Here is a 25,794-nt window from a genome sequence, read left to right as displayed (position 1 = left end):
TTGCCGCTGCTCAAGCCCCGATAGCTGGACAAAAACTAGCAGATGACGACGGCGGGTGCCGGGCTCTCGCGAACCCGGCACCCGCCGTCGGACGTTAGGGACAGACGCTAGTGGGCTGCCGGCACGTAACGCTTGATGGAGGCTTCCAGCTCGGCCTCGGCGGCGGCGCGGTCGCCCCAGCCCTCAGCCTTGACCCATTTGCCGGGCTCCAGGTCCTTGTAACGGGTGAAGAAGTGCTCGATTTCCTTAATCAGGAAGTCGCTGACATCGCTGATTTCCTGAATGTGGTCGAAGCGGGCGTCAACCGGGACGCACAGGACCTTGGCGTCTCCGCCGCCGTCGTCGGTCATGTTGAATACGCCGATGGGGCGCGACTCAACGATGACGCCGGGGTGCAGATCGAAGTCCTGCAGGAGCACCAGTGCATCCAGCGGATCGCCGTCTTCGCCCAAAGTGTTCTCGAAGAAACCGTAGTGCGTGGGGTACTGCATGGAGGTGAAGAGGACGCGGTCCAGGCGGACGCGGCCGGTCTCGTGGTCAACTTCGTACTTGACTCGTGATCCCTTGGGGATCTCGATGGTCACGTCATGCTTCATGGAATGCTCCTCGGCAATTGCAGGGGGTTCGCGGCACAGGAGACGAACAACAAAAGGAGTGTCCGTGCCGCCGACTACTATTGAGGATATAGCGAGAGGCCCAGGTTTCAGGAACTTGCGGGGAAATTTCAGGACTTGAGGACCAGCACCAGCATGAAGGAATCATCGGGCCCCGGCGCGTTCCGGCGCACGGTCCAGCGCGGGCTGCGTGCCTGGCCCACGGCTCTGCTCCTGGCCGTGATCGTCATCCTGGCACTGCCCGCCGCGTGGCTGGTTGCCCCGGCTTTCGTCGGCCCGCCTCCAGTGGCGACGCCCGTGGTGCCTGCCTGGCAGCAGCGCCCTGCCACGCTTTCCGCCCGGCAGGGCCTGGCTCCGCTCTCGGAGTCGGCGTCCGTGCCGCTGCCCTCCGCCGTCGCCGCGCAGTTGGACGCCTTGTTAAAGCCCGACGGCGACGGCAGCTTCACAGGGCTGGTCCAGGATGCGCTCACTGGCCAGGTCCTGTTTGACCGCGGCGGTGCGGAGAGCCGGATCCCCGCCTCCAATATGAAGCTGCTCACCGCGGTGGCCGCCCTCCGGGCAATCGGGCCGGACCACCGGTTCAGCACCAAGGTTCTGGCCGGTTCGGATGCCAACGATGTGGTGCTGACCGGCGGCGGCGACGTCCTCCTGGGCGCCGGAGATTCCGCGCCCAACCAGGTAATGAGCCACGCCGGGCTCGCTACCCTTGCCACCGCCACCGTGAACGCGCTCCAAGCCACAGGAACAATTGGCGAGCTGAAGGTCCTGGTGGACGATTCCCTGTTCAGCGGCCCCGCCCTGAACCCCGCCTGGGCTGAGGGGGACGTTGCGGCGGGCGAGGTGGCCCCGCTGTACCCGCTTGCGTTGAACTCGGCGCGCTTTGACCCGGCTGTGACCACCGGCCCGCGCCCCCAGGACTCAGCCATCACCGCCGCGGAGGCGTTTGCCGCGCAGCTCAAGGCGGCAGGTGCAGCTGCGGGACTCACGGTAGCGGCCGGCGTCGAGCGTTACGCCGCGCCTTCGGGCGATACGCTTCCCGCAGAAGAGCCGGCGGTCCTGGCCGAGGTCCGGTCCGCCACGGTGGGCCAGCAGGTGGACCTGATGCTGCAGACCTCGGACAACTATCTGGCAGAGGTTCTGGGCCGGATGGCAGCGGCGGCAGCGGGGAAGCCCGCCAGCAACGACGGCTCCACCGTGGCAGTCGGCGCACAACTCGCGGACATGGGGATCCCCACAGACACCATGCGGCTCGCGGACGTGTCCGGGCTGGCGCTGGCCAACCAGGTTTCGGCCCGCCAGTTCGCCGAAGTGGTGCGTGCCATCACCACCGGTTCCGACACCAGGCTGCGGGCTGCGCTGGATGGATTTCCCGTCGCGGGGCTGACCGGAACCCTGGACGCCCGCTACGGGGATGACGCCACTTCCCGGGGCGCCGGCCTGGTGCGGGCGAAGACCGGGACCCTGAACTCGGTGATGGCACTCAGCGGGTACGTGGTGGACGCAGACGGCCGGCTCCTGGTCTTCTCCTTCATCGGCAACGGACTGACGCCTGGCGCGGCCGGGAACCGGGAAGCCCTGGACCGGGCCGCCACGGCGCTCGCTGCCTGCGGCTGTCGCTGACCTGGCGGCCCCGTCCTCGAAGCACCTGTCCTGCCGGCACCAGCGGTGCTGCCCCGAAGACCGGTGCCGGGGCAACACCGTCCGTGCGGGTCCCGACCGCTGTTATGCGGGCAGGGCCTTTTTATGAGCGCGTACTTGCGGCGCAACGGGAGGAAAAACAAGTACCGGCTACTCGTGACACGTGACGAAGGCCGGCCCTACACTCGACCACACGGGGCTCCGCGTTTGGCAACGCAAAGAACCTCCGACGTCGAAACCGTCATGAAGGGGTGAGGCTGGTGTCCATGTCCGATCAAATTCCGTGATGCCGCCCCGACCCACTCCCGCCAAGACGCGGCACGGCATGACCTTGTGCTTGCAGCCGCGCGTTTGGCGGCTCGCCGCGCTCCCGTAGGCGGCGTCTTCTGATCGCCCCAGACCCGGCGCGGGTTTCGACAGCGCTGCCCCTAGATGAACTCCCGAACGGGGCGCCCAAGGCAGTTGCTGAAGCAATAAACTCCGACAGCGAAGGCCACAATGATGTTCCAGTCAAAAAGACGACTATCAGCCCTCAGTTCCGCTTTCACGCTGCTTCTGGCGATGTCGGCTGTAGCGTCGTGCGCGGCGCCGAATGCCGGGCAGGCGCAGCCCAACTCCACCGGCACTTCGGAGCCGGCATCGCCGTCAGGATCGCCGTCAGAGTCGCCGACAGCTACGTCGCAGGCGCCAGAGCTGTGCGGGCCAGGGTCTTCGATCAACTTCGACAAGACAGACTTCCAAAGCTCTCCGACGATCAACAACAAGTGGTTTCCGCTAAAGCCTGGCACCACATACACCACCACCGGCACAGTCGAGGCTGAAGATGGCACCACCGAGCGGAGGGTCACACACACCGTAACTGGCCTGACCAAAGTTATTGACGGTGTGAAAACCCTGGTGATGTGGGACCGCGATTACCAGGACGAGGTGCTGGTTGAATCGGAACTGGCCTTCTTTGCCCAAGATAACGCTGGAACGGTTTGGCTCTTCGGTGAGTATCCCGAGGAGTTTGAAAACGACAAATTCATGGGGGCGCCCAACACCTTCATCCACGGAATTTCCGGGAGCCAGGCCGGAATTGCCATGCCAGCGGAGCCGCAGACCGGCACGCCGGAATACGTTCAGGCGCACGCGGCTTCAGTAGGTTTCTTGGATTGCGGAGGTGTCATCCAGGAGGATGTAGCGCTGTGCGTCCCCACAGGCTGCTACGGAGACGTGCTGATTATTAACGAACGCAATCCGTTGGAACCGGAGGTAGGCCATCAGCGTAAGCACTATTCAGCCGGGACAGGGCTTGTGAAAGTGACAGCTGAGGGTGGCGTAAGGCAGGAAACTCTGGACCTCGTGCAAATTGAACAGCTCTCCGACGCCCAACTGGCAGACATTAATAAGCAAGCACTCGAGCTCGACCAACACGGCTATGAGGTCAGCCCGGAGGTCTACGCCAACACAGCACGTGCCGAGGTCACTACGAAGACTACGGGAGGGCAGTAACAGGGCCCGTAACTGGCCGGACGGGATGCCCGGAGGCGTTCGCCGGTCAGCGAACTTAAGGACCATCCGCCGTCGGCTGTGATGTGATGGGGACTATGGAGTCCACTGCACGTGATTCGTCAGCCCCGGCATCATCCAGCCCGCCCCAGGCCCTGATCAACTGGGACCTGGCCGCATCCACGGCGGCCCGGCTGGCCTCCGCCGGGCCAACACTCAACTCGGCGGAAATCGGCGAAGCCGTGGACAGCCTGCGCCGCCTCGCGGATGCCTCCGTCCCGCACGTCCACGAAATCACCGGCCTCGAAGCCGCACGGGACCTCCGCGACTCCTCTGTCCTGGTGGTGGACCGGGCCAACTGGGCCAAGGCCAACACACAGAGCTTCGCCGTGATGCTCAAACCCGCCATGGAAAAAATGCTCGAAAGCCGCCGCGGCACCGTCAGCCCGGCGGCGGCCAGCGTCAGCGGCGCCATCACGGGCAGCCAACTCGGCGCTGTCCTGGCGTTCCTGTCCAGCAAAGTCCTGGGCCAGTACGATCCGTTCGCCGCGCTCGCCGACGGTTCCACGGCGCCCGCAGCCGGCCGCCTGCTGCTTGTGGCGCCCAACATCGTGGCTGTGGAGCGCGAGCTCAACGTCACGCCGGAGGATTTCAGGCTCTGGGTCTGCCTGCACGAACAGACGCACCGCGTGCAGTTCGCGGCCGCGCCGTGGCTCCGCCACCACATGCTTTCCGAGATCGACAACCTCAGCGGGCACCTGCTGGGCAACGTTGATTCGCTGATGGAGCGTGCGTCCGCGGCCGCGCGTTCCCTCAAAGACCGGACCGCCACGGGCAATACTCCAGGCCGCGGCGCCATCCTGGACCTGCTGCAGAACCCCGAGGAAAAGGCGTCCCTATCCCACCTGACGGCAGTGATGAGCCTGCTGGAGGGCCACGCCAACGTGGTGATGGACGCCGTCGACGCCAGCATCGTCCCCTCCGTCAGGACCATCCGGCAGCGCTTCACCGACCGCGGCAAGGACCGCGGCGTGATGGAGAAATTCATCCGCAGCCTCCTGGGCCTGGACGCCAAGATGCGTCAGTATTCCGACGGCGCCAAGTTTGTCCGCGCCGTCGTGGCTGTTGCCGGCATGGAGGGCTTCAACCGGGTGTGGGAAGCCGCGGACAACCTCCCCACCGAGCCTGAAATCCACGACGCCAAGCTGTGGGTCGACCGGATGGGCCTGTAGGTGCAGCACGCTCCAAAGATGCCGGACGCTCGCAAGGCTCCAAGCGGACGACGGCGGCCCGGCAGGTTGGCGCCCGTCGTCGGCACAGCGCGCAAAGCGCTCCAGAACGCCCTGGCGCACGCGGGCTATCCGGCCCATGTGCTGGTGGCCTGCAGCGGTGGCCCGGATTCGCTTGCCCTTGCGGCGGTGGCAGCCTATTTCGCCCGCCGCGGCCACGTTGACGGGCACCCACTGACGGTCGGCGCCGTGGTGGTTGACCACCAACTGCAGGAGGGCTCGGCCCAGGTAGCTGCCGCCACCGTCCAGGCACTTAAGGAACTGGGCCTCTCCCCGGTGGACCTCCGGACCGTTACCGTCGCCAGCACAGGGATGGGCCCGGAGGCTGCCGCCCGGGATGCACGCCACGCAGCGTTGGAGGCTGCGGCCCGGGACCAGGGAGCCGCGGCGGTCCTGCTCGGTCACACCCTGGACGACCAGGCCGAACAGGTCCTGCTGGGCCTGGCCCGCGGCTCGGGCACCCGTTCCCTCGCGGGCATGAGGCCTGCCCGGGGCATGCTGCTACGGCCGTTCCTGGGCCTGCGCCGCGCGGACACCCTGGAAATCTGCGACGTCGAGGACCTCGACCCTTGGCACGATCCCAGCAATTCAGACCCGGCCTTTGTCCGCTCCCGGACCCGGGTGGAAGTGCTGCCGCTGCTCGAGGAAAAACTCGGGCCCGGAGTGGCTGAATCACTTGCGCGGACTGCGTCCATCCTGCAACAGGACGCCGACTATCTGGAGGACGTGGCAGATCGCACATTTACGGCCCTGGCCGAGCGGTCCGGGCCGGAGATCAGCCTCCCGGAGGAAGCCCTGGGCGGACTGCCCCCGGCCATCAGGTTCCGGGTCATCGCCAAGGCAGCGGCCGACGTCGGGGGCCAACAGCCCAGCTACCAGCGCCTTCTGGCGGCGGAAGCGCTGCTGCGGCGGCAGGGTTCCGCCGGTCCCGTGGAGCTGCCCGGCGGGGTGAGCGTATACCGGCTCTCCCTCGCCGAGCTGGCCCAGCGGGACGCTGCGGGCGGGCGGCCCGGCACCGCGGAGGGGTCCGACGGCGGCGCCCCTGTTCCCCGCGAAGCCGCCCGCTGTGGGAAGCTAGTATTCCGGCCTCAAAAACCGTCCCAAGAATAGTCGCACCCCGCATCTACACAGGAGCCATTGGTGGATTCAAACGACGTCCAGGCAGACCTCAAGCACGTTCTCTGCACCAAGGAACAGATCCAACAGCGGATCGGCGAGCTCGCTGCGCAGATCGACAAGGACTACGAAGGACGCGAAATCCTTCTGGTCGGTGTGCTCAAGGGTGCTGTGATGGTCATGGCCGACCTCGCCCGGGCGCTCCACAGCCACGTGTCGATGGACTGGATGGCAGTATCCTCCTACGGCTCCGGCACCCAGTCCTCCGGCGTTGTCCGCATCCTCAAGGATCTGGACACGGACCTGATGGGCAAGGATGTCCTGATCGTCGAGGACATCATCGACTCCGGCCTGACGCTGTCCTGGCTCAAGTCCAACCTGGAATCCCGCGGCACCGCCTCTGTGGAGATCTGTACTGCCTTCCGTAAGCCCACGGCCGCCAAGGTGGAGCTCGACGTCAAGTACGTCGGCTACGATATCCCCAACGAGTTCGTGGTGGGCTACGGCCTGGACTACGCCGAGAAGTACCGCAACCTAGACTTCGTGGGCACCCTCGCCCCGCACGTATACGAGTAACCACTCCCGCCGAGATGGCACTTCACGGCAGTCCCAAGGACTGAACAATGCCGTGAAATGCCATCTCGCTGCGTTTAAAGCGAACAGGGGGAGACCGCTGGCGCCTCCCGCGGCGCCGCCGGATCCCGCTACGCCCAGAGGGAACTTTTGAGCAGCACCGTGCGTGAATTACTCCGAACGGTGTATAGCTAGTAGCTGATGCAGCACCACACGCGCGCAGACCCACTCGCCGTGCAGCACTACCAGGAGGGACGGGGCCAGCCCCCGAACAGATGAAAGCTAAGAGTTTCTTCAAGGGCCCGGGCATCTGGATCGTTGTTGTGATCGCCATGCTTCTCGTGGCCTTTGCAACACTGGCTCCCGGTGGTGCGGCGCGGATCGACACGGACAAGGGCCTTGAGCTCCTCGCCGACAGCGGCAAGGTTGAGCAGGCAAGGATCTTCGACGGCGAAAACCGCGTTGACCTGACACTGAAGGACAACCTGGACCTCAACGGGCAGGACAAGGGCAAGAGCGTCCAGTTCTTCTTCGTCGACGCCCGCGCCGCGGATGTCGTCAAGGCCGTCACCGCTGCCAAGCCCGCCAACGGCTACACGGACCAGCCGATCGAAAGCAACTGGTTCTCCGGCCTGCTCTCGCTGCTCATCCCCGTCATCCTGCTTGGTGCGCTGTTCTGGTTCCTGATGACCCGGATGCAGGGCGGCGGGTCGAAGATCATGCAGTTCGGCAAGTCCAAGGCCAAGATGGTCAACAAGGACATGCCGCAGGTGACCTTCGTTGACGTTGCCGGCGCGGACGAGGCTGTGGAGGAGCTCCAGGAAATCAAGGAGTTCCTGCAGGAACCGGCCAAGTTCCAGGCCGTGGGCGCCAAGATCCCCAAGGGCGTGCTGCTCTATGGCGCTCCGGGAACCGGCAAGACCCTCCTGGCCCGTGCAGTCGCCGGTGAGGCTGGCGTGCCGTTCTTCTCCATCTCCGGCTCGGACTTCGTGGAAATGTTTGTGGGCGTGGGCGCGTCCCGTGTCCGCGACCTCTTTGAGCAGGCGAAGGCCAACTCTCCGGCCATTATCTTTGTCGACGAGATCGACGCCGTCGGCCGTCACCGCGGTGCCGGAATCGGCGGGGGCAATGACGAACGTGAGCAGACCCTCAACCAGTTGCTGGTTGAAATGGACGGTTTCGACGTTAAAACCAACGTCATCCTGATTGCGGCCACCAACCGCCCCGACGTCCTGGACCCGGCCCTGCTGCGTCCCGGCCGTTTTGACCGCCAGATCTCGGTGGACGCCCCGGACCTGATTGGCCGCGACCAGATCCTGCAGGTGCACGCCAAGGGTAAGCCGATGGCCCCGGGCGTTGACCTCAAGGCCGTGGCGAAGAAGACCCCGGGCTACACCGGCGCGGATCTCGCGAATGTCCTGAACGAGGCCGCCCTGCTGACCGCGCGCTCCAACGCCAACCTCATCGATGACCGCGCCCTGGACGAGGCCATCGACCGCGTCATGGCAGGCCCGCAGAAGCGCAGCCGCGTGATGAAGGAACACGAACGCAAGATCACCGCCTACCACGAAGGCGGACACGCCCTGGTGGCGGCCGCGCTGCGGAACTCGGCCCCGGTCACCAAGATCACCATCCTGCCCCGCGGCCGGGCCCTGGGCTACACCATGGTGGTCCCGGAGAACGACAAGTACTCCATCACCCGCAACGAACTGCTGGACCAGATGGCCTACGCGATGGGCGGCCGTGTGGCGGAAGAGATCGTCTTCCATGATCCCTCCACGGGAGCCTCCAATGACATCGAAAAGGCCACCTCCACGGCCCGCAAGATGGTCACCGAGTACGGTATGAGCGAGCGAGTCGGTGCGGTACGCCTGGGCCAGGGCGGCGGCGAACCCTTCCTGGGCCGCGACGCCGGCCACGAGCGGAACTACTCGGACCAGATCGCCTACGTGGTGGATGAGGAAGTGCGCCGCCTGATCGACCAGGCGCATGATGAGGCCTACGCCATCCTCACCGAAAACCGGGACGTCCTGGACCAGCTGGCCTTGGAACTCCTGGAACGGGAGACCCTCAACCAGGCCGAGATCGCGCACATCTTCACGGACATCCGCAAGCGTGACTTCCGCGAGGTGTGGCTGTCCAAGGAGACCCGTCCGGTCCAGCAGGCCGGCCCCGTGGAATCCCGCCTGGAGAAGTCTGAGCGCGAAGCCCAGGAGGAAGCCAAACAGGCCCGCCTTGAGGAACCGCTGGACGTGCAGCCGCCGCACCCGCAGGGTGTCCCGGAGGATGCTCCGTTTCAGGGCGGCATTCCCGACTCGGGTCCCGACGCCCTGCGCGGCTAAGCTTTCTTCTGTGACTCACTTCGACGACGACAACGCCCATGCCTCCGCCGGACTCCCGGCGGAGGACGGCTCCCACCACAAAAAGCACGAGAAGGTGGACCGGCCCCGGATCGAGGCAGCAGTCCGTGAGATACTCCTGGCTATCGGCGAGGACCCGGACCGCGGCGGCCTCATAGACACCCCCCGGCGGGTGGCCAAGGCCTACGCCGAGGTGTTCGCGGGACTGCACCACGATCCCGCGGACGTCCTCTCCACCACGTTTGACCTGGACCACGAAGAACTGGTCCTGGTCAAGGACATCCCGTTCTACTCAACGTGCGAGCACCACCTGGTGCCGTTCCACGGGGTTGCGCACGTCGGCTACATTCCCTCCCACGACGGCAAAGTGACCGGGCTCAGCAAGCTGGCACGCCTCGTGGACATCTACGCCCGGCGCCCCCAGGTGCAGGAGCGGCTCACCACCCAGATCGTCGAAGCAATGGTCAGCCACCTCAAGCCCCGTGGCGCGATTGTCGTTGTCGAATGCGAACACATGTGCATGTCCATGCGCGGTGTCCGCAAGCCCGGAGCAAAGACCGTCACCAGCGCGGTCCGCGGGCAGCTTCATGACCCGGCCACCCGTGCCGAAGCCATGAGCCTCATCCTCGGAAGGTAAGTAACAGACCATGGACTCACTAGCTGCCGCCCCGGGAACCGGGCCCGCAACAACTCCGCTGCCCATCCTGCGCAGACCGCGCCCGGCCGCTAAATTCGCGGACCTGCCCACCGGCCGCACCCTGGTCATGGGCATCCTGAACGTCACCCCGGACTCCTTCAGCGACGGCGGAAAGCACGTGACAGCGGACACCGCCATCGCGGCGGGCCTGCGGATGTTCTACGCCGGAGCGGACATCATCGACGTCGGCGGCGAATCGACGCGCCCCGGTGCGGAGGACGTCAGCCCGGAGGAAGAACAGCGCCGGGTGATCCCCGTCATCGAAGCCCTGGTCAAAGCGGGCGCCCTGGTCAGTGTCGACACTACCCACGCTTCCACGGCCGCTGCTGCCTTGAAAGCCGGTGCCGCCATCATCAACGACGTCTCCGGGCTGACCATCGAGCCTGAGATGGCCGAGCTCGTAGCCGCGTCCAAGGTGCCGTATGTCCTCACGCACCGCCGCGGCGATGCCCGCACCATGGATTCGCTGGCCGAATACCAGGATGTGGCCGGCGAAGTGGTGGCTGAACTCGCCGGCGTCCGCGACAAGCTCTACGCAGCCGGGGTGAGTAAAGAGCAGATCATCGTGGACCCGGGCCTGGGCTTCGCCAAGAACGACGCCCAGAACTGGGAGCTCTTGCAGCACCTGGACCAGTTGGACAGCCTGGGGCACAAGGTCCTGGTGGCCGCCTCCCGCAAGCGTTTCCTGGGCACACTCCTCACAGTCGCCGGCAAGTCCGCCGTCCCGGAGGAACGCGACGCCGCCACGGCCGCCATCACCGCGATCAGCGCGTTCCGGGGGGCTTGGGCCGTCCGTGTGCACGACGTCGGTCCAAGCCTTGACGCCGTCAAGGTGGCCGCGCGGATGGCCGCCGCCCCTACCACCACCTAGGCCGGGCACCCATGGACAGGATCACGCTGAGCGGTGTCACCGCCGTCGGCCATCACGGAGTCTTCGATTTCGAGCGCCGTGAGGGCCAGCCGTTTGTGGTGGACGCCGTGCTGCATCTGGACTTCGCCAAAGCCGCAGTGTCCGACGACGTCCGGGACACCGCCCACTACGGCGAAGTGGCTGATCGGATCAAGGACTGGATTACGGGGGAGCCGCTGAACCTGATCGAGGCCCTGGCCGTCCGGATCGCCGATGGCCTGCTCGCCGAATTCACCATCCAGGCCGTGGACATCACCGTCCACAAGCCCAAGGCACCCATCGAGGTGCCCTTCGGCGATGTGGCCGTCAGCGTGCACCGGGAGAGACCATGAGCGGCGGGTACACCAAAGCCGTCCTGGCCCTCGGCAGCAACCTGGGCGAGCGGAACGACACCCTGTCCGAGGCCGTTGCTGACCTGGTGGACCCGCCGGAGGTACGCCTGCAGGCCGTTTCCCCGGTGGTGCAGACCAAAGCCGTTGGTGGCCCGGCCGGCCAGCCCGACTTCCTGAACATGATCATCACCGTGGAAACCACGCTGTCCCCGACGGAGCTCCTGAAGCACTGCCAGGCGGTGGAAAACAAGCACCTCCGCGTTCGCGAAGTACGCTGGGGACCCCGGACGCTCGACGTCGACATCATCACCTACGGCGACCTCACCAGTGACGACCCGGTGCTGACACTGCCGCACCCGCGTGCCGCCGAACGCGCCTTTGTGCTTTATCCGTGGTCGCTCATCGAGCCGGCGGCCACCCTGGGCGGGAAACGCATCAGCGAGCTGGCTTCCCGCGCCCCCGACTTTGGCGACCTCGCCCCGTTCGACGGTTTCGGCGATAACGACGGCGTCCCCACAGCCGGGGCGGTCGAGTAACCAGTGAAGCCCATCAACCCTGTCCGCCTCCTGCTGATCGGCCTGGTCCTGACCGTGGCCGGCTGGTCGGCCACCGTGGTGACCACGCGCTACAGCATGGCCACGCCGGTTCTTCCGGCCACCGCGCTGGCCACCATGGGCGTGATTGTTGCCATCACCCTGGTTCTTGGCATCCGCGTGCTCCGGTGGCGCAACAGCACCAAACGCGAGAAGGCCCTTGACCCGATCCTTGCCGCCAGGACCCTGGTGCTCGCCCAGGCCTGCGCCTACGCGGGCACCGTCCTTCTCGGCTGGCACGGGGGGATCTTCCTGGACCAGCTGCGCATCTGGAACCTGCGCAGCGACCAGGGCATCACCTGGGTGGCAATCGCGATCGCCGTCGGCGGTCTGGTGATGATCGTCGTCGGCCTGCTGGTGGAACGGTTCTGCAAGATCCCGCCCGAAGACAGCGATGCGACACCCGGCGACGGAAAACCCGGCCGCGGGGTACGCGGCGAAGCCGCAGGGGAAGGCGAATATGCGTACAGAGGCGATTGATCCACCAGGCATTACCTGGCAGCGGGTATCCCCGAAATACGTCACGGTGCGGCTGGTGCAGTGGGCCATCGGGAACCTGGTCACGGTGATTGTCCTGACCCTGCCGCTCGTCTTTGTCCTGCTCGGCTGGTGGCGGTGGCCGCCGCTGTGGCTGGCCATCACCGTCCCGGCGGTGACTCTGGTCATGGCCCTCTGGCGGCTGCTGCTGATCCCGCGCCAGGTGCGCGCCATCGGCTATGCCGAGCGCGACGATGACCTGCTGATCCGGGGCGGCATTTTCTTCCAACGGACCATGACCGTTCCCTACGGCCGCATGCAGTACGTGGACATCGGCGTGGGCCCGGTGGAACGCGGGCTGGGACTCTGCACGCTCAAACTCCACACCGCCTCACCCGGAACCAACGCCACCATTCCCGGCTTACCCGCTGCGGAGGGGGCACGCCTGCGCGAGCAGCTCGCCGCCCGCGGTGAAGCCAGGCTGGCAGGGCTGTGACGGCAAACGTTCCGGAGGCCGGCGCGCCGAGTGCGGTTCAGGTAGCGCCCGACGGCGAGTGGCTGCGTGTGCACCCGGCGTCCCCCTTTGTGCGCGGCTGGGTGGCCCTGGCGGCCATTGGCTTTTTCTTCGGGCGGGACTTTTTCGAGCGGTTGCTGCAGGGCCGTCCGCTCTTCGAGGAGGGTTTCGCCGGCCGTGCACCCTGGCTGGTGGCTGGCGGCGGCATCGTCCTGGTGGTGACCGTGCTGGGCTTTCTCCTGACCTGGTACTTCACCAAGTACCAGGTCTCCGAAGGATACGTCCGGGTCAACTCCGGTTTCCTCTTCCGCCAGCAGCGGCAGGCACGGCTGGACCGCGTCCAGGCCATCGACATCGTGCAGCCCCTCCTAGCCAGGATCTTCGGCCTGGCCGAACTCAAATTCGAGGTGGCCGACGCCGGCGAATCGGCCGTCAAACTGGCGTACCTGCGGATGGACGACGCCCGCCAGCTCCGGGCCACCATCCTGGCACGGGCCGCAGGCGTGGTCCCGGACCCGGCCCGGCCGCAGGAGGCCGCACCCGAGGCGCCCGAATATCCGGTCCTGTCCGTGCCGCCGTCGCGCCTTATCGGTTCGCTGCTCCTAAGCGAGCAGAGCTTCTTTGTGGTGGTGGGCGGCATCGTCTCCGTGATCCTGTCCGCCGTAACGGAAAACCGCGGCTTCTTCTTCTACCTGATCCCGGCGGTGCTGGGCCTTGCAGCCAGCTACTGGGGCTCCTTCAACAAGGGCTACAACTTCACTGCGGCCACTTCGCCGGACGGGATCCGGCTCCGCTACGGGCTGCTGGACACGCAGGCGCAGACGCTGCCGCCGGGCAGGGTCCAGGCGCTGAAAGTGGCCCAGTCCCCGCTGTGGCGGATCTTCGGCTGGTACCGGATCCAGGTCAACGTGGCCGGGTACGGCGCGGCCGGAGGGAACGGTGAGACGGCGTCCCGGACCACGCTGCTGCCCGTGGGCAAGCTGCCCGACGTGATGAGCATGCTCGCACTCGTGCTGCCGGATCCGGGAACGCCGGAGCCTGGCCGGATCTTCGCGGCCGGGCTCTCGGGGTTGGATTCCGACGGCGGATTTGTCACCACGCCGCGCCGCGGCAGATTCCTGGCGCCGCTGGGCTGGCGCCGCAACGGCTTCGCCACCACTGACACGGCCCTGCTGCTCCGCTCGGGCCGGTGGTGGCGGGAACTGGTGGTGGTCCCGCACCAGCGCGCCCAGTCAATGGCGCTGCACCAGGGTCCGCTCGCACGCCGATTCGGTGTGGCGGACCTTGTCCTGCACACCACCGCGGGGCCGGTCTCGCCTCGGCTCACCCAGGCCGGGCTTGACGAGGCCCGGGCCCTCTTTGTTGCCCAGTCCGCCCGCGCCCGGCTCGCCCGTAAGCGGCAGACCAGCGAGCAATGGCTGGCGCAGGTGGCTCCGTTGGTTGAGCCAGCCGAAACCCCCGCACCGCAACAAAGTCCCCAACAGGAAGGCCCGCAACGTGGCTAAGCCCGGGCGCCTTGGCGTCGGAATCATCGGTGCCGGGAAGGTGGGTGCCGTCCTTGGTGCGGCGTTGCGCTCGGCCGAGCACGCCGTCGTCGGGGTTTCCGCGGTGTCCGAGGCCAGCCGTGAACGGGCGGAAACGTTGCTGCCCGGCGTGCCCATACTGGAGATCCAGGAGATTGTGGAACGGTCCGAATTGGTGCTCCTGGCCGTGCCCGACGACGCCTTGGCCGGGCTGGTGGAGGGCCTCGCCAAACTCGGAGCGTGGCAGCCCGGACAGATCGTGGCGCACACGTCAGGAAGGTTCGGCGTGGGGGTGCTCCACCCGGTGCGCGCCGCCGGAGCCATCCCCCTTGCGCTGCACCCCGCCATGACGTTCACGGGCATGAGCCTGGACCTGACACGCCTCCTGGACTGCACTTTCGGCGTCACGGCAGATGCCGCGATGCTGCCGATCGCGCAGGCGCTGGTTGTGGAGATGGGCGCCGAACCCGTGGCCATCGCCGAGGGGGACCGGACCCTCTACCACACGGCGCTTGCCCATGGCTCGAACCATATGGTCACCCTGGTGGCGCAGGCCTCCCAGCTGCTCCGCGACGTGGGCGTAGACGCACCGGAACGGATGCTGGGACCTTTGCTGCGTGCCACGCTTGAGAATTCGCTCGCCTCAGGCGAATCGGCGCTGACCGGGCCGGTGGCCCGCGGTGACGTGGGGACAGTGGCGGCCCACGCTGAGGCCTTACGGGAATACGACGCCGGTGCGCACGGCGATGTGCTGGAGGCTTACCTCGCCATGGCTCGCGCCACGGCACAGCGGGCAAGCAGCCGGGGGCTGCTCAAAGCGGATCAAGTGGGGGCCCTCCGCGCGGCCCTGGAAGAGGAAAGCTGACATGGCCACGCTACTGGTGACAACTGCCGCAGAGCTCCGTGAAGCGAGTGCCCGGCTGCTCGCGCAGAAGATGGGCAGGTCCCAGGGCCTGGTGCCCACCATGGGCGCGCTGCACGAAGGGCACGCCCGGCTGGCGCGAACCGCCGTCGAACAGAACGACGTAGTGGTGGCGTCCATCTTCGTGAACCCGCTGCAGTTCGGTGATGCGGTGGATCTGGACCGGTACCCGCGCACGCTCGAAGCCGATCTTGCCCTGCTGGAAGCACAGGGCGTGGACCTGGTCTTTGCGCCGCCGGTGGAAGAGGTCTATCCCGGCGGCGAACCGCTGGTGCGAGTGACCGCAGGCGCCTTGGGAGAGAAATGGGAAGGCGCTTCACGGCCAGGCCATTTCGACGGCGCCCTCACAGTGGTTGCCAAGCTGCTGCACTACGGGATCCCGGGCGCCGGGCTTCCGCCGGCCGGTGCTTTTGCCTCCGGCGGTGGGGGACTGCCGGCTTACCGGGCGTATTTCGGGCAAAAGGACGCCCAGCAGCTGGCGCTGGTGCGCCGGATGGTGGCGGACCTGAACTTCCCCGTCGAAATTGTTGCCGTTCCCACGGTCCGGTCTGAGGACGGGCTGGCCCTGTCCAGCCGCAACAGGTTCCTGTCCGCGGAGGAACGGGAGGCCGCCCTGGTGTTGTCACGGGCGCTGCGGCTCCTGGCGGAGCGGGCGAACGCCCACCAGCCGCTTGATCTGGAATCGGCCCGGGCCCTGGTGGAATCCCAGCCATTGGTGGGACTGGATTACTTCGACGTGGTGGATCCCCGCACCCTTGAGCCGCTGGCCGAAAACTGCCGGAAAGTCCCGTTCCGCGGCGAGGGCCTGGCCCTCATCGCGGCCAAGGTGGGGCCGGTCCGGCTGATCGATAACGTGCCGCTGAGCAGCTGATATGTAGCGTCCGGTTCCGGGCGCCCTAGAGCTCCTAATCACTGTTCGTCTTTCATGGCGCGGGCTTTGCTGACTTTGGCCCTTGCCCGACGTCGCCACCATCTCCCTCATGCAGGAACGCACCATCAGGGAGGCGGCACTGGTAAATGAGCAGCAGCAGTTGGCATTGAACACCCGGGTGCTGATCGAGCAGGCCAAGGGCGTCATTTCCCACACCGACGGCGTGGACATGAACGCAGCGTTCAACATGCTGCCCAGCCATGCACGCGCCAACAGCCAGAGCATCCATATGACCGCCGGGCGCATTGTGGACAGCAGTCTCACGTTGTAAGGCGGGGTAAGGTGCGCCTTGCGGGCGGAGGAAGGAGTTGCTCTACTGTGTTGGTTCGCCGTAGGGGTCGCGGTTGAGCATCAGCTGCCGCAGAAGCGCACGTTCGGGCCTGCCCGGGTTCTGGGCCACGCAGCGGCGCATCCTTGCCCTCGCCAACTCCTCGCCGGGGGCGGTTCCGCGGAGCACTTCGTCGATGATTTCCTGTGCCTGCCATCTGAGGGACTCCCGGGCGAAGTACCTGACCTCGGCGGACGCTGTGGTGCTCTCAATCCACGGGTCAGTATCATCACACGGGACAAATTCGAACCTTCGCTCTGCTGACATTGGGGCCTCCTTGCACCAAGCCGACAGGACCCTGGAGGGGATTCCATCGGAGTCAACGCACTGCGTCCGGAAAACACTACCGCGAGTAAGACTGGTCTGTCTGCCCCTCGGGGTAAAGTATTCCTACAATGATTTTCGATACAGACCACACGGCAGAACTCACGCCGGTTCCCGCGGATTTGCCCGCCGAGGCAGTTGTCCCGGCCGATTCCCGGGGCCGAATCCTGGCGGTGGCTTACGAACTGTTTTCCCGCCGCGGTGTGCGGGACGTTGGTGTCAACGAACTGATCGAGCGCTCCGGCGTGGCCAAGGCAACGTTTTACCGCCACTTCCCGTCCAAGAACGCGCTGGTCCTGGCGTTCCTGGAGCAGCGGGACCAGTTGTGGACAGTTGATTCCATCGTTGGCCAGGCCAAATTGCGCGGCACCACCCCCACTGAACAACTGCTGGCCATCTTCGACGTCTTCGGCGACTGGTTCCTGCGCGACGACTTCGAAGCCTGCTCCTTTATCAACATCCTGCTTGAAATGGGACCCGCACATCCGCTGGGCCAGGCCAGCATCGATTACCTGGCCAGAATCAGGGGCCATGTGCAGGCCCTAGCGGAGCAGGCTGGGTTGGACCGCCCGGAGGATTTCGCCCGGTCCTGGCACATCCTCATGAAGGGGTCAATCGTCTCAGCCACCGAGGGGGACGCCATGGCGGCGAAGCGGGCCCAGCAGATGGCCGGCTGGCTGATCGCGCACCACCGCAGCTGATCCCGGCGCGAACGGTCACTTCAGCACCACGAAAAACCCTCTGGGGGTTCACTCCACACAGCCTACGCCGGGGGCCACAATGCCCGTGCCGAAGAATAAATCCGCGCTCCGGAATTACTCCAGACGGTAGAGTGTTTGCATCTGCAGCGACGATGCTCGCGCTTTACTTCATTCTTACTCCCTGAGGGAACGCACATGTCTACAGAAGTCTCTTCGAACGCCTCCGGCCCGTCCGGTCCCTCCGGGAACGCGGCGCCGGCGAAGTCCTCCGCGCCGGAGAAGATGTCTCGGGAATCGGTGACCATCATCACCACGCTGCTCGTGGCAACATTTGTGGTGATCCTTAACGAGACCATCATGAACGTTGCCCTGCAGCGGCTGATGGTTGACCTCGGCGTGGACGCGCCCACCGTGCAGTGGCTGTCCACCGGGTTTATGCTCACCATGGCCGTGGTCATTCCCACCACCGGGTTCATCCTCCAAAGCCTGTCCACGCGAGCCGTCTTTATGCTGGCCATGGGACTGTTCGCCGGCGGCACCGCCCTGGCGGCAGCGGCGCCCGGTTTTGAGATCCTGCTCCTGGCCCGCATCATCCAGGCCGGCGGCACAGCCATTATGCTTCCGTTGCTGATGACCACCATCCTCACCCTTGTGCCGCTGGCCAAGCGCGGCGCCGTCATGGGCAACGTCAGTATCGCCATCTCCGTGGCGCCGGCCATGGGGCCGACTGTCTCCGGGCTGATCCTGGAGCACTTCACCTGGCGCTTTATGTTCGTCTTTGTCCTGCCGGTCGCACTGGCCGCCCTGGCTATCGGCACCAAGTACCTGACGAACGTGGGAGAAACCGAGAAGACCAAGCTCGACTTCCTCTCCGTACTTCTTACAGTTCCTGCCTTCGGCGGCCTCGTGTACGGCCTCAGCCAAATCGGCGGGGGACAAAGCGGCCAAAGCGGTCCGAGCGCCGGGGCCATCGCCGCGCTGGTCATCGGCGTGGCCAGCCTGACGGTCTTTGTGCTTCGTCAGCTCCGACTGCAGAAGGCTGAAGCCCCGCTGCTGGACCTCCGCGCTTTCCACTTCAGGATGTTCACCGTCTCCGTGCTGCTGATGGTGGTGGCCATGATGGCGCTCTTCGGCGGCGTGATCCTGCTGCCGCTTTACCTGCAGGAAATCCGCGGCCTGGGTTCGCTGGAGACCGGGCTCGCACTGCTGCCCGGTGGTCTGGCGATGGGCCTGCTGGGCCCGTTCATCGGCCGCCTGTTCGACAAGGTGGGGCCGTTGCCGCTCACCGTCACGGGCTCCGTGCTCATGGTGCTGGCATTGTGGCAGTTCTCAATGCTCGACGCCGGCACTCCGGTCTGGTGGATCGTCACCCTCCACGTGGGGCTCAGTTTCGGCCTGGCGCTGCTGTTCACGCCGGCATTTACCACCGGTCTGAACCCGCTGCCGCCGCATCTCTACTCGCACGGCTCGGCGATCATGAGCACCGCCCAGCAGGTGGCCGGTGCCGCCGGCACGGCGCTGCTGGTGTCCATCTTCGCCGTGGTCTCGGCCGCGTCCGGCCTGGTCGCCGGCATGAGCGCCGCCTTCCTGACGGCAACGGTCATAGCCCTCGCCGCCGTCGTACTTTCCGCGATGATGCGCAAAACAGAAGGCGCCGCCCCCGGCCACGGAGCCCACTAGCGGACACCTCCGCCGCCACCAGTTCGCGCTTCAAGGGGCGGGTAGTTGGGGATCGAGGTCAGGTTTCGACAAGCTCAACCACCGGGAACCGCCGTTGCGCTAGCCGGCGAAGAAATCGCTCAGCTCGGTGATGAGCTTGTCCGGTGCGCGGAGGACGCCGTCGTGGCCGGCCCCCTGCAGGATGGTGTAGCTGGAGCCGGACAGGACATCGTGGATCTGGCCGCAGGCAACACCGAAGTACGCGGGGCTCTTCTCTCCCACAATGATCAGTGTTTCCAGGGGCAGTTCCAGGAACGGCTCGGCCGGCATGTCCGCGGCGATGATCGCCTTGATTTCCCGGACGCCGGTGCGCATCAGTTCGCGCATCTGCTTGCCCACATGGGTGCCGGCGGTGAGCTTGTTGGCGATGGTGAGCATGGACAGCGGCATCCGTGAGAAGGCGCCGGTCTCCAGGCCCTTGGTGAGCACGGCCAGGGCGCGGTCGTCGTCCCCGGCGGCCGTGGCGCGTTCGTATTCAGCAGTCCAGTCGGCCTTTACGCTGTGGTTCACGGACACGGCGGGGTCGTACACAGCCAGCCGCTCCACCGGAAGGGTCCGGGCAGCGTGCAGGGCCACCGCGCCGCCGAAGCTGTGGCCAAAGACATCGGTGCTGGACGTGTGTTTCATAACGGCGTCCAGGTCCCGGATGTCCGCGTCCAGGGTGTAATCCTCGGCCTGCGGCGACGATGAACCCCGCCCGCGGCGGTTGAACGTGTGGACGGGGCGGCCCAACGCGGCGCTGAGTTTTTGGGCGAACTTTGTGTAGTCGGCCGCGGTCACCATGGAGGCCGGCACCACAACCACGCCGGAGCCGGCGGACGCCAGTTCGGCACCCATGGAGAACAGCTCCAGCGTGCCGCCGTCGGGGGTCTTGATGTTCTCGCTCGTCATGATCCGAGCCTAGCCGAGCAACCTGCCGAATGCCTTAGCCTTTGAAGTATTCCGCGATGTCGGTGACAAGTTCCTTCACAGCGGCCGGGATGGAGCCGTGGAAGCCCTTGGGGGAGAGCTCGAACGTGCTCCCCGGGACGGCAGCATGAAGGCGCTGGGCCGTGACCTTGTAGTAGCTCGGGCTCTTGCCGCCCACCATAAAGTGCGTGTTGGCGGACAGGACGGCGAAGTTCCTGACATGTTCGGCTTCGTCGTACGCGGCTCGCAGTTCACCGACGCCGGTGGGCATCAGCTCCTTGAACATCCTGTTCACTTTGGTGCGCGACACCACAGCCATCAGCCCTGCAAGCACCGGCTCTGGGACCTTTGACAGCGCAGTGCCCGGCTGCATGCCCTTTTTCATCTTGGCCATGGCATGCCCCACCTTGCCCGCACTGACTGCTGCTTCGAAATCGTCCAGCCACGACATGTCGATGCTGCCGTCGATGTTGACCGCGGCATCGTAGACCGCCAGCTTGTCCGGTTCGTAGGAGGTGCCCGCGAACTCCTGGACGGCGTTCAGCGCCACGGACCCGCCCAAGCTGTGTCCCAGGACGTTACGGGCGCCCGTAGCATCTATGACCGTGCGGACATCGGCGATCTCAGTGGCCATGGAATAGTCGGCTGGCTGCTCGGTGGAATTACCCCTCCCGCGCCGGTCATAGACGTCCACTGCCCACCCATCGCCCAATCCGTCGGCCAACGCCATCGAGAACGGCCGGTAGATCAGGGCGGTGAGGAATGCCCCGCCGATGACCACCACGCGGCGCTCTCCCGGCGCATCCTCGGTTCCGTAGCTGTACAAGGCCAGCCTGCCGCCGTCGTGGGTGGGGACTTCCTGTTCTTTCACGCTCCCCATCCTAGGCTCGCGGCGAAGCGCCCTACCGGTAAGGCGCCCTACCGGCGCCGCCCCAGCTTCCGGACCTGGCCGTCGCTGCCGTTGATGAACCGGGCAATCCGCACGGCCAGTCCTTTGCCGGGACGGATGGGACCTTCATGCAGCTGACCGGGAACCAACTGGAAGTCGATGGATGGCACGGCGGCCGCCAGTTGGCGGCCTGTCTCGGCAAAGTACGCCGGACTCCAGCTGCCGCTGAGCATCAGGATGGGGGTGGTGAGTGCGGTGAAATTGTCCAGTTCGGCGTCGGCGTCGAGGACGGCACGCATTTCGGTGACGGCCGTGGGCAGCAGCTGGCGCATCTCCGCGCCCAGGTTGGTCCTGGCGGAGAGGATGCTCAGCATCCGCAGCGCGCCGAGCGGCAGGTAGGACAGCGGGCCGGCCGTGGACAGGCCCTGGACCAGGTGCGCCCAGGCGTGGTTGAGCTGGCCCCCGGTGACGGCATCCTCAAGCTCCGGCCGCCAGCGGTGGCTCAGGTTTCCGGACAGCGACACCGCTGCGTCATAGGTGACCAGCCGGCCCACGGGCAGGGTCCGGGCCGCATGCAGCGCCACGAAGCCGCCGTAGCTGTGGGCCACCACGTCCGTGGAGCCGGTCGCGCGCATGACGGCGGCAAGGTCGTTGACCTCAGTCGTTACCGAGTAGTCCGCGGGCTGCGGGGCTGACCCCGCTCGGCCGCGCCGGTTGTAGCAGTGCACCGGCCGGCCCAGCAGGACGCTGAGCTTCCGGGCAAAAGGCCGGTAGAGGGCATCGGTGACCAAAGTGCCGTGAATGAGTACGACGCCGGGAGGTCCCGCCGTCGTCGGGTCCAGTCCCGCGGGGATGCGGAACGAGTGCACGTCCAGGCGCCCGCCGTCCTCCGCTTCAACTTTCCACGTCTCCACAGCCCGAGTCTATGCCTGGGCGTCCGCCGGGAGCCGGTGGCGCGAACTCCCGGTAAACTTGGGGATTGTGACTTCCCAAAACACCCCCACCCCCAAAAATGCCCCAGAGCCGCTCGACGCCAGCGAACAGATGCGCATCCGCATGGACAAGCGCGCCAAGCTGATCGAACGCGGTACCGAGGCATATCCGGTGGGAGTGGAACGCACGCATTCCCTCACGGAGATCCGCGAAAAGTACGCGCACCTTGAGGCTGACGACACCACCGGCGACGTTGTGGGCGTCACCGGCCGCGTGGTTTTTGTGCGCAACACCGGCAAGCTCTGCTTCGCCACGCTGCAGGAAGGCGGCATTGACGGCAAGGGCACCCGGCTCCAGGCGATGATCAGCCTTGCCAACGTGGGCGAGGAAGCGCTCGCGGACTGGAAGGCTCTGGCGGACCTCGGCGACCACGTGTTCATTAAGGGCGAAGTGATTTCCTCCCGCCGCGGCGAGCTGTCCGTCATGGCAGAGTCTTGGTCCATGGCTTCCAAGGCCCTCCGCCCACTGCCGGTGCTGCACGCGGAACTGAACGAGGAAACGCGTGTCCGCCAGCGCTACGTGGACCTGATGGTGCGCGACGAAGCCCGGGAAATGGTCTACACCCGCGCCGCGATTACCCGCTCCGTCCGCGAGAGCCTGCACCGCCACAGCTATGTAGAGGTGGAAACTCCGATCCTGCAGCTGGTCCACGGCGGCGCCCTGGCCCGCCCGTTCGAGACGCACATGAACGCGTTCGACCAGAAAATGACCCTTCGCATTGCCACGGAGCTCTACCTCAAGCGTGCCGTGGTGGGCGGGATCGACCGCGTCTACGACATGGGCCGCGTTTTCCGCAACGAGGGCGTGGACTCCACCCACAGCCCCGAATTCACCACCCTTGAGTGCTACGAAGCCTGGGCGGACCAGTTCGTCATGGCCGAGCGCATCAAGGAGATCATCCTGGACGCCGCTGACGCCGTGGGTGTCGGCCGCACCCTCCAGACCGAAGCCGGGGAGATCAACCTCGATGGCGACTGGGCCTGGGTTTCCGTCTACCCGGGACTGTCCGACGCCGTTGGCCAGGAAGTCACGCCTGACACGTCGCTGGAGGTGTTGCGCGAAATCGCACAAAAGCACGAGGTTAAGGTGGACCCGAAGTGGGACGCCGAGAAAGTGGCAGTGGAGCTGTTCGGTGAAATTGTGGAACCCACGCTGTTGAACCCCACCTTTGTGTACGACTACCCGCCGTCTGCCCAGCCATTGGCCCGCCCGCACCGGGAGGATGGCCGGCTGATCGAGGCCTGGGACCTCATCATCGGGGGCATGGAACGCGGCACGGCCTTCTCCGAGCTGATTGACCCCGTCATCCAGCGCGAGCGGCTGACCGAGCAGTCCCGGCACGCGGCCGCGGGCGATGACGAGGCCATGCAGTTGGACGAGGACTTCCTGCGGGCCCTCGAATACGGCGCACCGCCCATGGGTGGCATCGGCCTGGGTATTGACCGGCTGGTGATGTTGTTCACCGGCGCCGGCATCCGCGAGACGATCCTTTTCCCACTTCTGAAGCCCGAAGGCCACTGACAATGGAATATGTAGCCGTACTCTTACCCTCACTGGTAGTTGGCCTGCTTTTTTGGTTCGCCATGAAATCCATCTTCAATGCCGATAAGTCCGAGCGTAAGGCCGAAGCCCAGGCCCAGGCCGAGGCGGAAGCGCGGTCCGCCGAGCCACTGAACGGACAGAACCCGGAATCGGACAAATAGATCGAAAGAACTTTCTGCGGGTTCCTGTGGATTTCCACAGGAACGATTCGACGCTTTGACGCGTTGCCATAAAAGGGCTCATACTTTTTGCAGGAGCATCCTCATTTTCTGACAACCGAACCTTTCCAAGAGGAAGACATATTTAATGGCACAGAAAGTAAACATCATCCTCGTCGATGATCTGGATGGGGGATCTGCGGACGAGAACGTCCGTTTTGGCCTCGATGGGGTCAGCTACGAAATCGATCTGTCCTCGGCCAATGCGGCCGAGTTCCGTTCTGCCTTGGAGCGCTTCGTTGCCGCCGGGCGCAAGACCTCGGCCGGCAGAGCCACCCGAACCAAAGCGGTTGCAGGCGCCCGCGCCAACGACTCCGCTCAGATCCGCCAATGGGCACGGGATAACGGCTACACGGTTAACAGCCGCGGCCGAATTCAGGCGGAAATCCAGGCAGCCTACCAAAAGGCAAATTCCTGACCCACGCCTCTCCGTCTGCGTATTAGGCCCTGTCTTCACCTTCGGGTGGGGGCAGGGTTTTTTGCTGCCAATTGTGAATGCGCAAAGACGGACTTGCGTATGCGCAAAACCCTTCCTGACTAAGGGGCTCCGGGCGTGTCGTTGGGCTAATCGTCGTGCAATTTCCCTGCGATGAGCCGGTGATTCGGTTTGAGCCTTCGGTCTGGGACGCCCGCTCGAATTAGCCCGCTCGAATCTCTGAGTGTCGGGAGACGGGAATGTCTGGAATTAGCGGGTCTCAGCGATTTACGGCAGTCCTGGCGGCAGTCCTCTTGTTAATGGCGGCACCGCTCGGTGCTCCGGCCCACGCGGACCCATACATAGTTGAAGTCAGCGCCTTCGGCCCCACGTTTGTGGTGCCGCTGGACGCCGGTGGGAAGTCCGTGACCGCGCACCTGGACATCGCCGGCGTCGGCTGCCCCTACGCGGCAATGGAGAGCAATGCCGTGGGGCCGGTGGATCCGAGCCTAATCATCGCTGGACCGAACGTCGCAGTGGCGCCCGTGGACACCGCCGGAAGGGCCGATGTCACCTTGACGTTCCCATGGGTCGGGACAGGGGGCGCCGCCACTGTTACCCGGCTCGACTCCGGAGATGCCTACCCCGACGGCGGATTCTCCTCGCTCACGGACCCGCTGCTGTACTACGACATTGCAACCACGGCGGGTTTCGATGAGAACCTCGGAGCGGAAGTCTGCATCACCTTCGACACGGCCGGCATGACAGCGGAGCAGTCGGCCCGGCAGCACCTCTACCACTACGTGGCCCCGGCATGGGTGGGCATCACCACGACCAGCAGCCCCGGGAAGGTGTGCGGACGGACCACGTACTTCTCACCCTTCGCCGTCGGCCAGCCGAAGTGGCCATTCCGTGGATTCCTGCAGCCGGTGGATAACGGCGGCGTCCTGAACTCCTTGAAGGCAGGCGCCGCAGTGCCTCTCAAGTTCGGACTCGAAGGGAATAGGGGGCAGGACATTTTGGCGGCGGGAGCGCCGTCGTCGTCTGCTATTGCTTGCCCGGGCGGCACGGCACTGGACGACATCGAACAGACCGTCGCCGCGGGAAGCAGTTCACTGAGCTACGCAGCCGGCTCCGATACCGACACGTACATGTGGAAACCCCACAAAGCCTGGGCAGGAACGTGCCGGCAATTCACTCTGATTGAACGACGGGACAACGCAGACGGCGCTGTTCGACTTCCGGAAATAGGCCGCCCCGGATAGGGCAAGCCTCACGGCTGACCCAAGGCGGCCCAGGCGGCGCTGAGCGCTACCAGCGCGGCCAGGGACAGCCACGTGCGGTGGATGTTCCACCGCGTCCACCGGCGTTCGAACGATGCCCTGGTTGCCGCAGCGTCTCCGGACGCGGCCGCCCGGCCGAGGCCATTATTCAAGGGGATGTTCACTCCGAAAGTGATGACCAGTGTGGCCGTATAGCAGGCCAGGGCGACAGAGGCAGGCAGTGCGCTGTCCCGGCCGTTCGCCCACGAATAGGCCACCGTGCCGGCAAGGGACAGGAAGGCGCCGCCGAAGCTCAGCGCGAACACCGGATTCTGGATTGCGGCGTTGATGTGGGACATGGCACTGACAAATGTCGCGTCATCGGTGGCACGCAGCCCCGGCATCACCGAACAGGCAAAGGAGTAGTAGAGCCCTCCGATCCCGGCGAGGGCTACGGTCGCGGCGGTCATGAGCAGGGTGATGACTTCCATGACGTTCTCCTTGCTTGAGGTCC

Annotated in this window: 28 protein-coding genes; 22 read left to right on the top strand and 6 right to left on the bottom strand. The window is 65.7% G+C overall.

Annotation, left to right across the window (positions count from 1 at the left end):
• Positions 1-107: 107 nt before the first annotated feature.
• The gene (locus ACZYZ4_RS09085; RefSeq protein ID WP_248763190.1) at positions 108-596 is read right to left on the bottom strand and encodes an inorganic diphosphatase; all 489 of its coding nucleotides are present in this window, start codon (positions 594-596) and stop codon (positions 108-110) included.
• Positions 597-749: 153 nt separating this feature from the next.
• On the opposite strand from ACZYZ4_RS09085, the gene dacB reads away from it, so the two are divergent.
• From dacB to ACZYZ4_RS09005, 16 genes are all read left to right on the top strand, one after another.
• On the top strand, positions 750-2,234 hold the full coding sequence (gene dacB, locus ACZYZ4_RS09080) for a D-alanyl-D-alanine carboxypeptidase/D-alanyl-D-alanine endopeptidase (RefSeq protein ID WP_463860098.1): 1,485 nt from the start codon (positions 750-752) through the stop codon (positions 2,232-2,234).
• A 516-nt stretch (positions 2,235-2,750) separates the two neighbouring features.
• The gene (locus tag ACZYZ4_RS09075) at positions 2,751-3,746 is read left to right on the top strand and encodes a hypothetical protein (RefSeq protein WP_463860096.1); all 996 of its coding nucleotides are present in this window, start codon (positions 2,751-2,753) and stop codon (positions 3,744-3,746) included.
• A 95-nt stretch (positions 3,747-3,841) separates the two neighbouring features.
• Positions 3,842-4,975 (top strand): zinc-dependent metalloprotease, encoded by a 1,134-nt coding sequence (locus ACZYZ4_RS09070; RefSeq protein ID WP_463860095.1) that lies wholly within the window; start codon positions 3,842-3,844, stop codon positions 4,973-4,975.
• A gap of 18 nt (positions 4,976-4,993) precedes the next feature.
• Positions 4,994-6,142 carry a tRNA lysidine(34) synthetase TilS gene (tilS, locus tag ACZYZ4_RS09065; RefSeq protein WP_463860094.1) on the top strand — a complete coding sequence of 383 codons (1,149 nt, stop codon included), beginning with the start codon at positions 4,994-4,996 and terminating at the stop codon, positions 6,140-6,142.
• A 30-nt stretch (positions 6,143-6,172) separates the two neighbouring features.
• Entirely contained in the window at positions 6,173-6,724 is a 552-nt protein-coding gene (hpt, locus tag ACZYZ4_RS09060; RefSeq protein ID WP_463860092.1) for a hypoxanthine phosphoribosyltransferase, read from the top strand.
• A 272-nt stretch (positions 6,725-6,996) separates the two neighbouring features.
• The gene (gene ftsH, locus ACZYZ4_RS09055) at positions 6,997-9,063 is read left to right on the top strand and encodes an ATP-dependent zinc metalloprotease FtsH (RefSeq protein ID WP_463860091.1); all 2,067 of its coding nucleotides are present in this window, start codon (positions 6,997-6,999) and stop codon (positions 9,061-9,063) included.
• A gap of 10 nt (positions 9,064-9,073) precedes the next feature.
• Positions 9,074-9,718 carry a GTP cyclohydrolase I FolE gene (folE, locus tag ACZYZ4_RS09050; RefSeq protein WP_463860089.1) on the top strand — a complete coding sequence of 215 codons (645 nt, stop codon included), beginning with the start codon at positions 9,074-9,076 and terminating at the stop codon, positions 9,716-9,718.
• Positions 9,719-9,728: 10 nt separating this feature from the next.
• Positions 9,729-10,649 (top strand): dihydropteroate synthase, encoded by a 921-nt coding sequence (gene folP, locus ACZYZ4_RS09045; RefSeq protein ID WP_463860087.1) that lies wholly within the window; start codon positions 9,729-9,731, stop codon positions 10,647-10,649.
• A gap of 11 nt (positions 10,650-10,660) precedes the next feature.
• Positions 10,661-11,020, top strand: coding sequence for a dihydroneopterin aldolase (folB, locus tag ACZYZ4_RS09040; RefSeq protein ID WP_463860085.1), 360 nt, complete (start codon positions 10,661-10,663; stop codon positions 11,018-11,020).
• A complete protein-coding gene (folK, locus tag ACZYZ4_RS09035; protein WP_463860084.1) occupies positions 11,017-11,556 on the top strand; it encodes a 2-amino-4-hydroxy-6-hydroxymethyldihydropteridine diphosphokinase in 540 nt (179 codons plus the stop codon). The genes folB and folK overlap by 4 nt, the downstream gene beginning before the upstream one ends.
• 3 nt (positions 11,557-11,559) lie before the next feature.
• Entirely contained in the window at positions 11,560-12,093 is a 534-nt protein-coding gene (locus tag ACZYZ4_RS09030) for a DUF3180 domain-containing protein (protein ID WP_463860082.1), read from the top strand.
• Positions 12,074-12,586: a PH domain-containing protein gene (locus tag ACZYZ4_RS09025; protein WP_463860081.1), complete on the top strand. Its 513-nt coding sequence runs from the start codon at positions 12,074-12,076 to the stop codon at positions 12,584-12,586. The genes ACZYZ4_RS09030 and ACZYZ4_RS09025 overlap by 20 nt, the downstream gene beginning before the upstream one ends.
• Positions 12,583-14,109, top strand: a complete 1,527-nt coding sequence (locus ACZYZ4_RS09020; RefSeq protein ID WP_463860079.1) for a PH domain-containing protein — start codon at positions 12,583-12,585, stop codon at positions 14,107-14,109. The genes ACZYZ4_RS09025 and ACZYZ4_RS09020 overlap by 4 nt, the downstream gene beginning before the upstream one ends.
• Positions 14,102-14,992 (top strand): Rossmann-like and DUF2520 domain-containing protein, encoded by an 891-nt coding sequence (locus tag ACZYZ4_RS09015; protein WP_463860078.1) that lies wholly within the window; start codon positions 14,102-14,104, stop codon positions 14,990-14,992. The genes ACZYZ4_RS09020 and ACZYZ4_RS09015 overlap by 8 nt, the downstream gene beginning before the upstream one ends.
• A 1-nt stretch (position 14,993) precedes the next feature.
• A complete protein-coding gene (locus ACZYZ4_RS09010) occupies positions 14,994-15,920 on the top strand; it encodes a 4-phosphopantoate--beta-alanine ligase (RefSeq protein WP_463860076.1) in 927 nt (308 codons plus the stop codon).
• Between the two features lie 82 nt (positions 15,921-16,002).
• Positions 16,003-16,251 carry an ANTAR domain-containing protein gene (locus tag ACZYZ4_RS09005; protein ID WP_463860075.1) on the top strand — a complete coding sequence of 83 codons (249 nt, stop codon included), beginning with the start codon at positions 16,003-16,005 and terminating at the stop codon, positions 16,249-16,251.
• Positions 16,252-16,293: 42 nt separating this feature from the next.
• Here ACZYZ4_RS09005 and ACZYZ4_RS09000 read toward each other — a convergent pair whose 3' ends face one another.
• The gene (locus ACZYZ4_RS09000; protein ID WP_463860073.1) at positions 16,294-16,575 is read right to left on the bottom strand and encodes a hypothetical protein; all 282 of its coding nucleotides are present in this window, start codon (positions 16,573-16,575) and stop codon (positions 16,294-16,296) included.
• Positions 16,576-16,703: 128 nt separating this feature from the next.
• On the opposite strand from ACZYZ4_RS09000, the gene ACZYZ4_RS08995 reads away from it, so the two are divergent.
• Both ACZYZ4_RS08995 and ACZYZ4_RS08990 read left to right on the top strand, forming a co-directional pair.
• A complete protein-coding gene (locus tag ACZYZ4_RS08995) occupies positions 16,704-17,333 on the top strand; it encodes a TetR/AcrR family transcriptional regulator (RefSeq protein WP_463860071.1) in 630 nt (209 codons plus the stop codon).
• 195 nt (positions 17,334-17,528) lie between these two features.
• The gene (locus tag ACZYZ4_RS08990) at positions 17,529-19,013 is read left to right on the top strand and encodes a DHA2 family efflux MFS transporter permease subunit (RefSeq protein ID WP_463860069.1); all 1,485 of its coding nucleotides are present in this window, start codon (positions 17,529-17,531) and stop codon (positions 19,011-19,013) included.
• Between the two features lie 99 nt (positions 19,014-19,112).
• On the opposite strand, the gene ACZYZ4_RS08985 is transcribed toward ACZYZ4_RS08990, so the two are convergent.
• Genes ACZYZ4_RS08985 through ACZYZ4_RS08975 form a run of 3 tightly spaced genes read right to left on the bottom strand, consistent with a single transcriptional unit; the run spans position 19,113 to position 21,764 of the window.
• Positions 19,113-19,943 (bottom strand): alpha/beta fold hydrolase, encoded by an 831-nt coding sequence (locus ACZYZ4_RS08985; RefSeq protein ID WP_463860067.1) that lies wholly within the window; start codon positions 19,941-19,943, stop codon positions 19,113-19,115.
• Positions 19,944-19,977: 34 nt separating this feature from the next.
• Positions 19,978-20,841 carry an alpha/beta fold hydrolase gene (locus ACZYZ4_RS08980; RefSeq protein ID WP_463860065.1) on the bottom strand — a complete coding sequence of 288 codons (864 nt, stop codon included), beginning with the start codon at positions 20,839-20,841 and terminating at the stop codon, positions 19,978-19,980.
• 38 nt (positions 20,842-20,879) lie between these two features.
• A complete protein-coding gene (locus ACZYZ4_RS08975) occupies positions 20,880-21,764 on the bottom strand; it encodes an alpha/beta fold hydrolase (protein ID WP_463860063.1) in 885 nt (294 codons plus the stop codon).
• A gap of 67 nt (positions 21,765-21,831) precedes the next feature.
• On the opposite strand from ACZYZ4_RS08975, the gene lysS reads away from it, so the two are divergent.
• The 4 genes from lysS (at position 21,832) to ACZYZ4_RS08955 (ending at position 25,283) form a co-directional block, all read left to right on the top strand.
• Positions 21,832-23,364 (top strand): lysine--tRNA ligase, encoded by a 1,533-nt coding sequence (gene lysS, locus ACZYZ4_RS08970; RefSeq protein WP_463860061.1) that lies wholly within the window; start codon positions 21,832-21,834, stop codon positions 23,362-23,364.
• A gap of 2 nt (positions 23,365-23,366) precedes the next feature.
• On the top strand, positions 23,367-23,546 hold the full coding sequence (locus ACZYZ4_RS08965; RefSeq protein ID WP_463860059.1) for a hypothetical protein: 180 nt from the start codon (positions 23,367-23,369) through the stop codon (positions 23,544-23,546).
• Between the two features lie 145 nt (positions 23,547-23,691).
• Complete coding sequence (locus ACZYZ4_RS08960; RefSeq protein WP_463860057.1) at positions 23,692-24,021, top strand: histone-like nucleoid-structuring protein Lsr2; 330 nt, start codon at positions 23,692-23,694, stop codon at positions 24,019-24,021.
• 317 nt (positions 24,022-24,338) lie between these two features.
• Positions 24,339-25,283, top strand: coding sequence for a PxKF domain-containing protein (locus ACZYZ4_RS08955; RefSeq protein WP_463860055.1), 945 nt, complete (start codon positions 24,339-24,341; stop codon positions 25,281-25,283).
• Positions 25,284-25,291: 8 nt separating this feature from the next.
• Here ACZYZ4_RS08955 and ACZYZ4_RS08950 read toward each other — a convergent pair whose 3' ends face one another.
• Positions 25,292-25,771: an anthrone oxygenase family protein gene (locus ACZYZ4_RS08950; RefSeq protein ID WP_463860053.1), complete on the bottom strand. Its 480-nt coding sequence runs from the start codon at positions 25,769-25,771 to the stop codon at positions 25,292-25,294.
• Positions 25,772-25,794 lie beyond the last annotated feature (23 nt).

Source organism: Pseudarthrobacter adonitolis, assembly GCF_055412845.1.
Note: the sequence above shows the minus strand (reverse complement) of the source record. Positions and strands in the feature narration are given on the sequence as shown.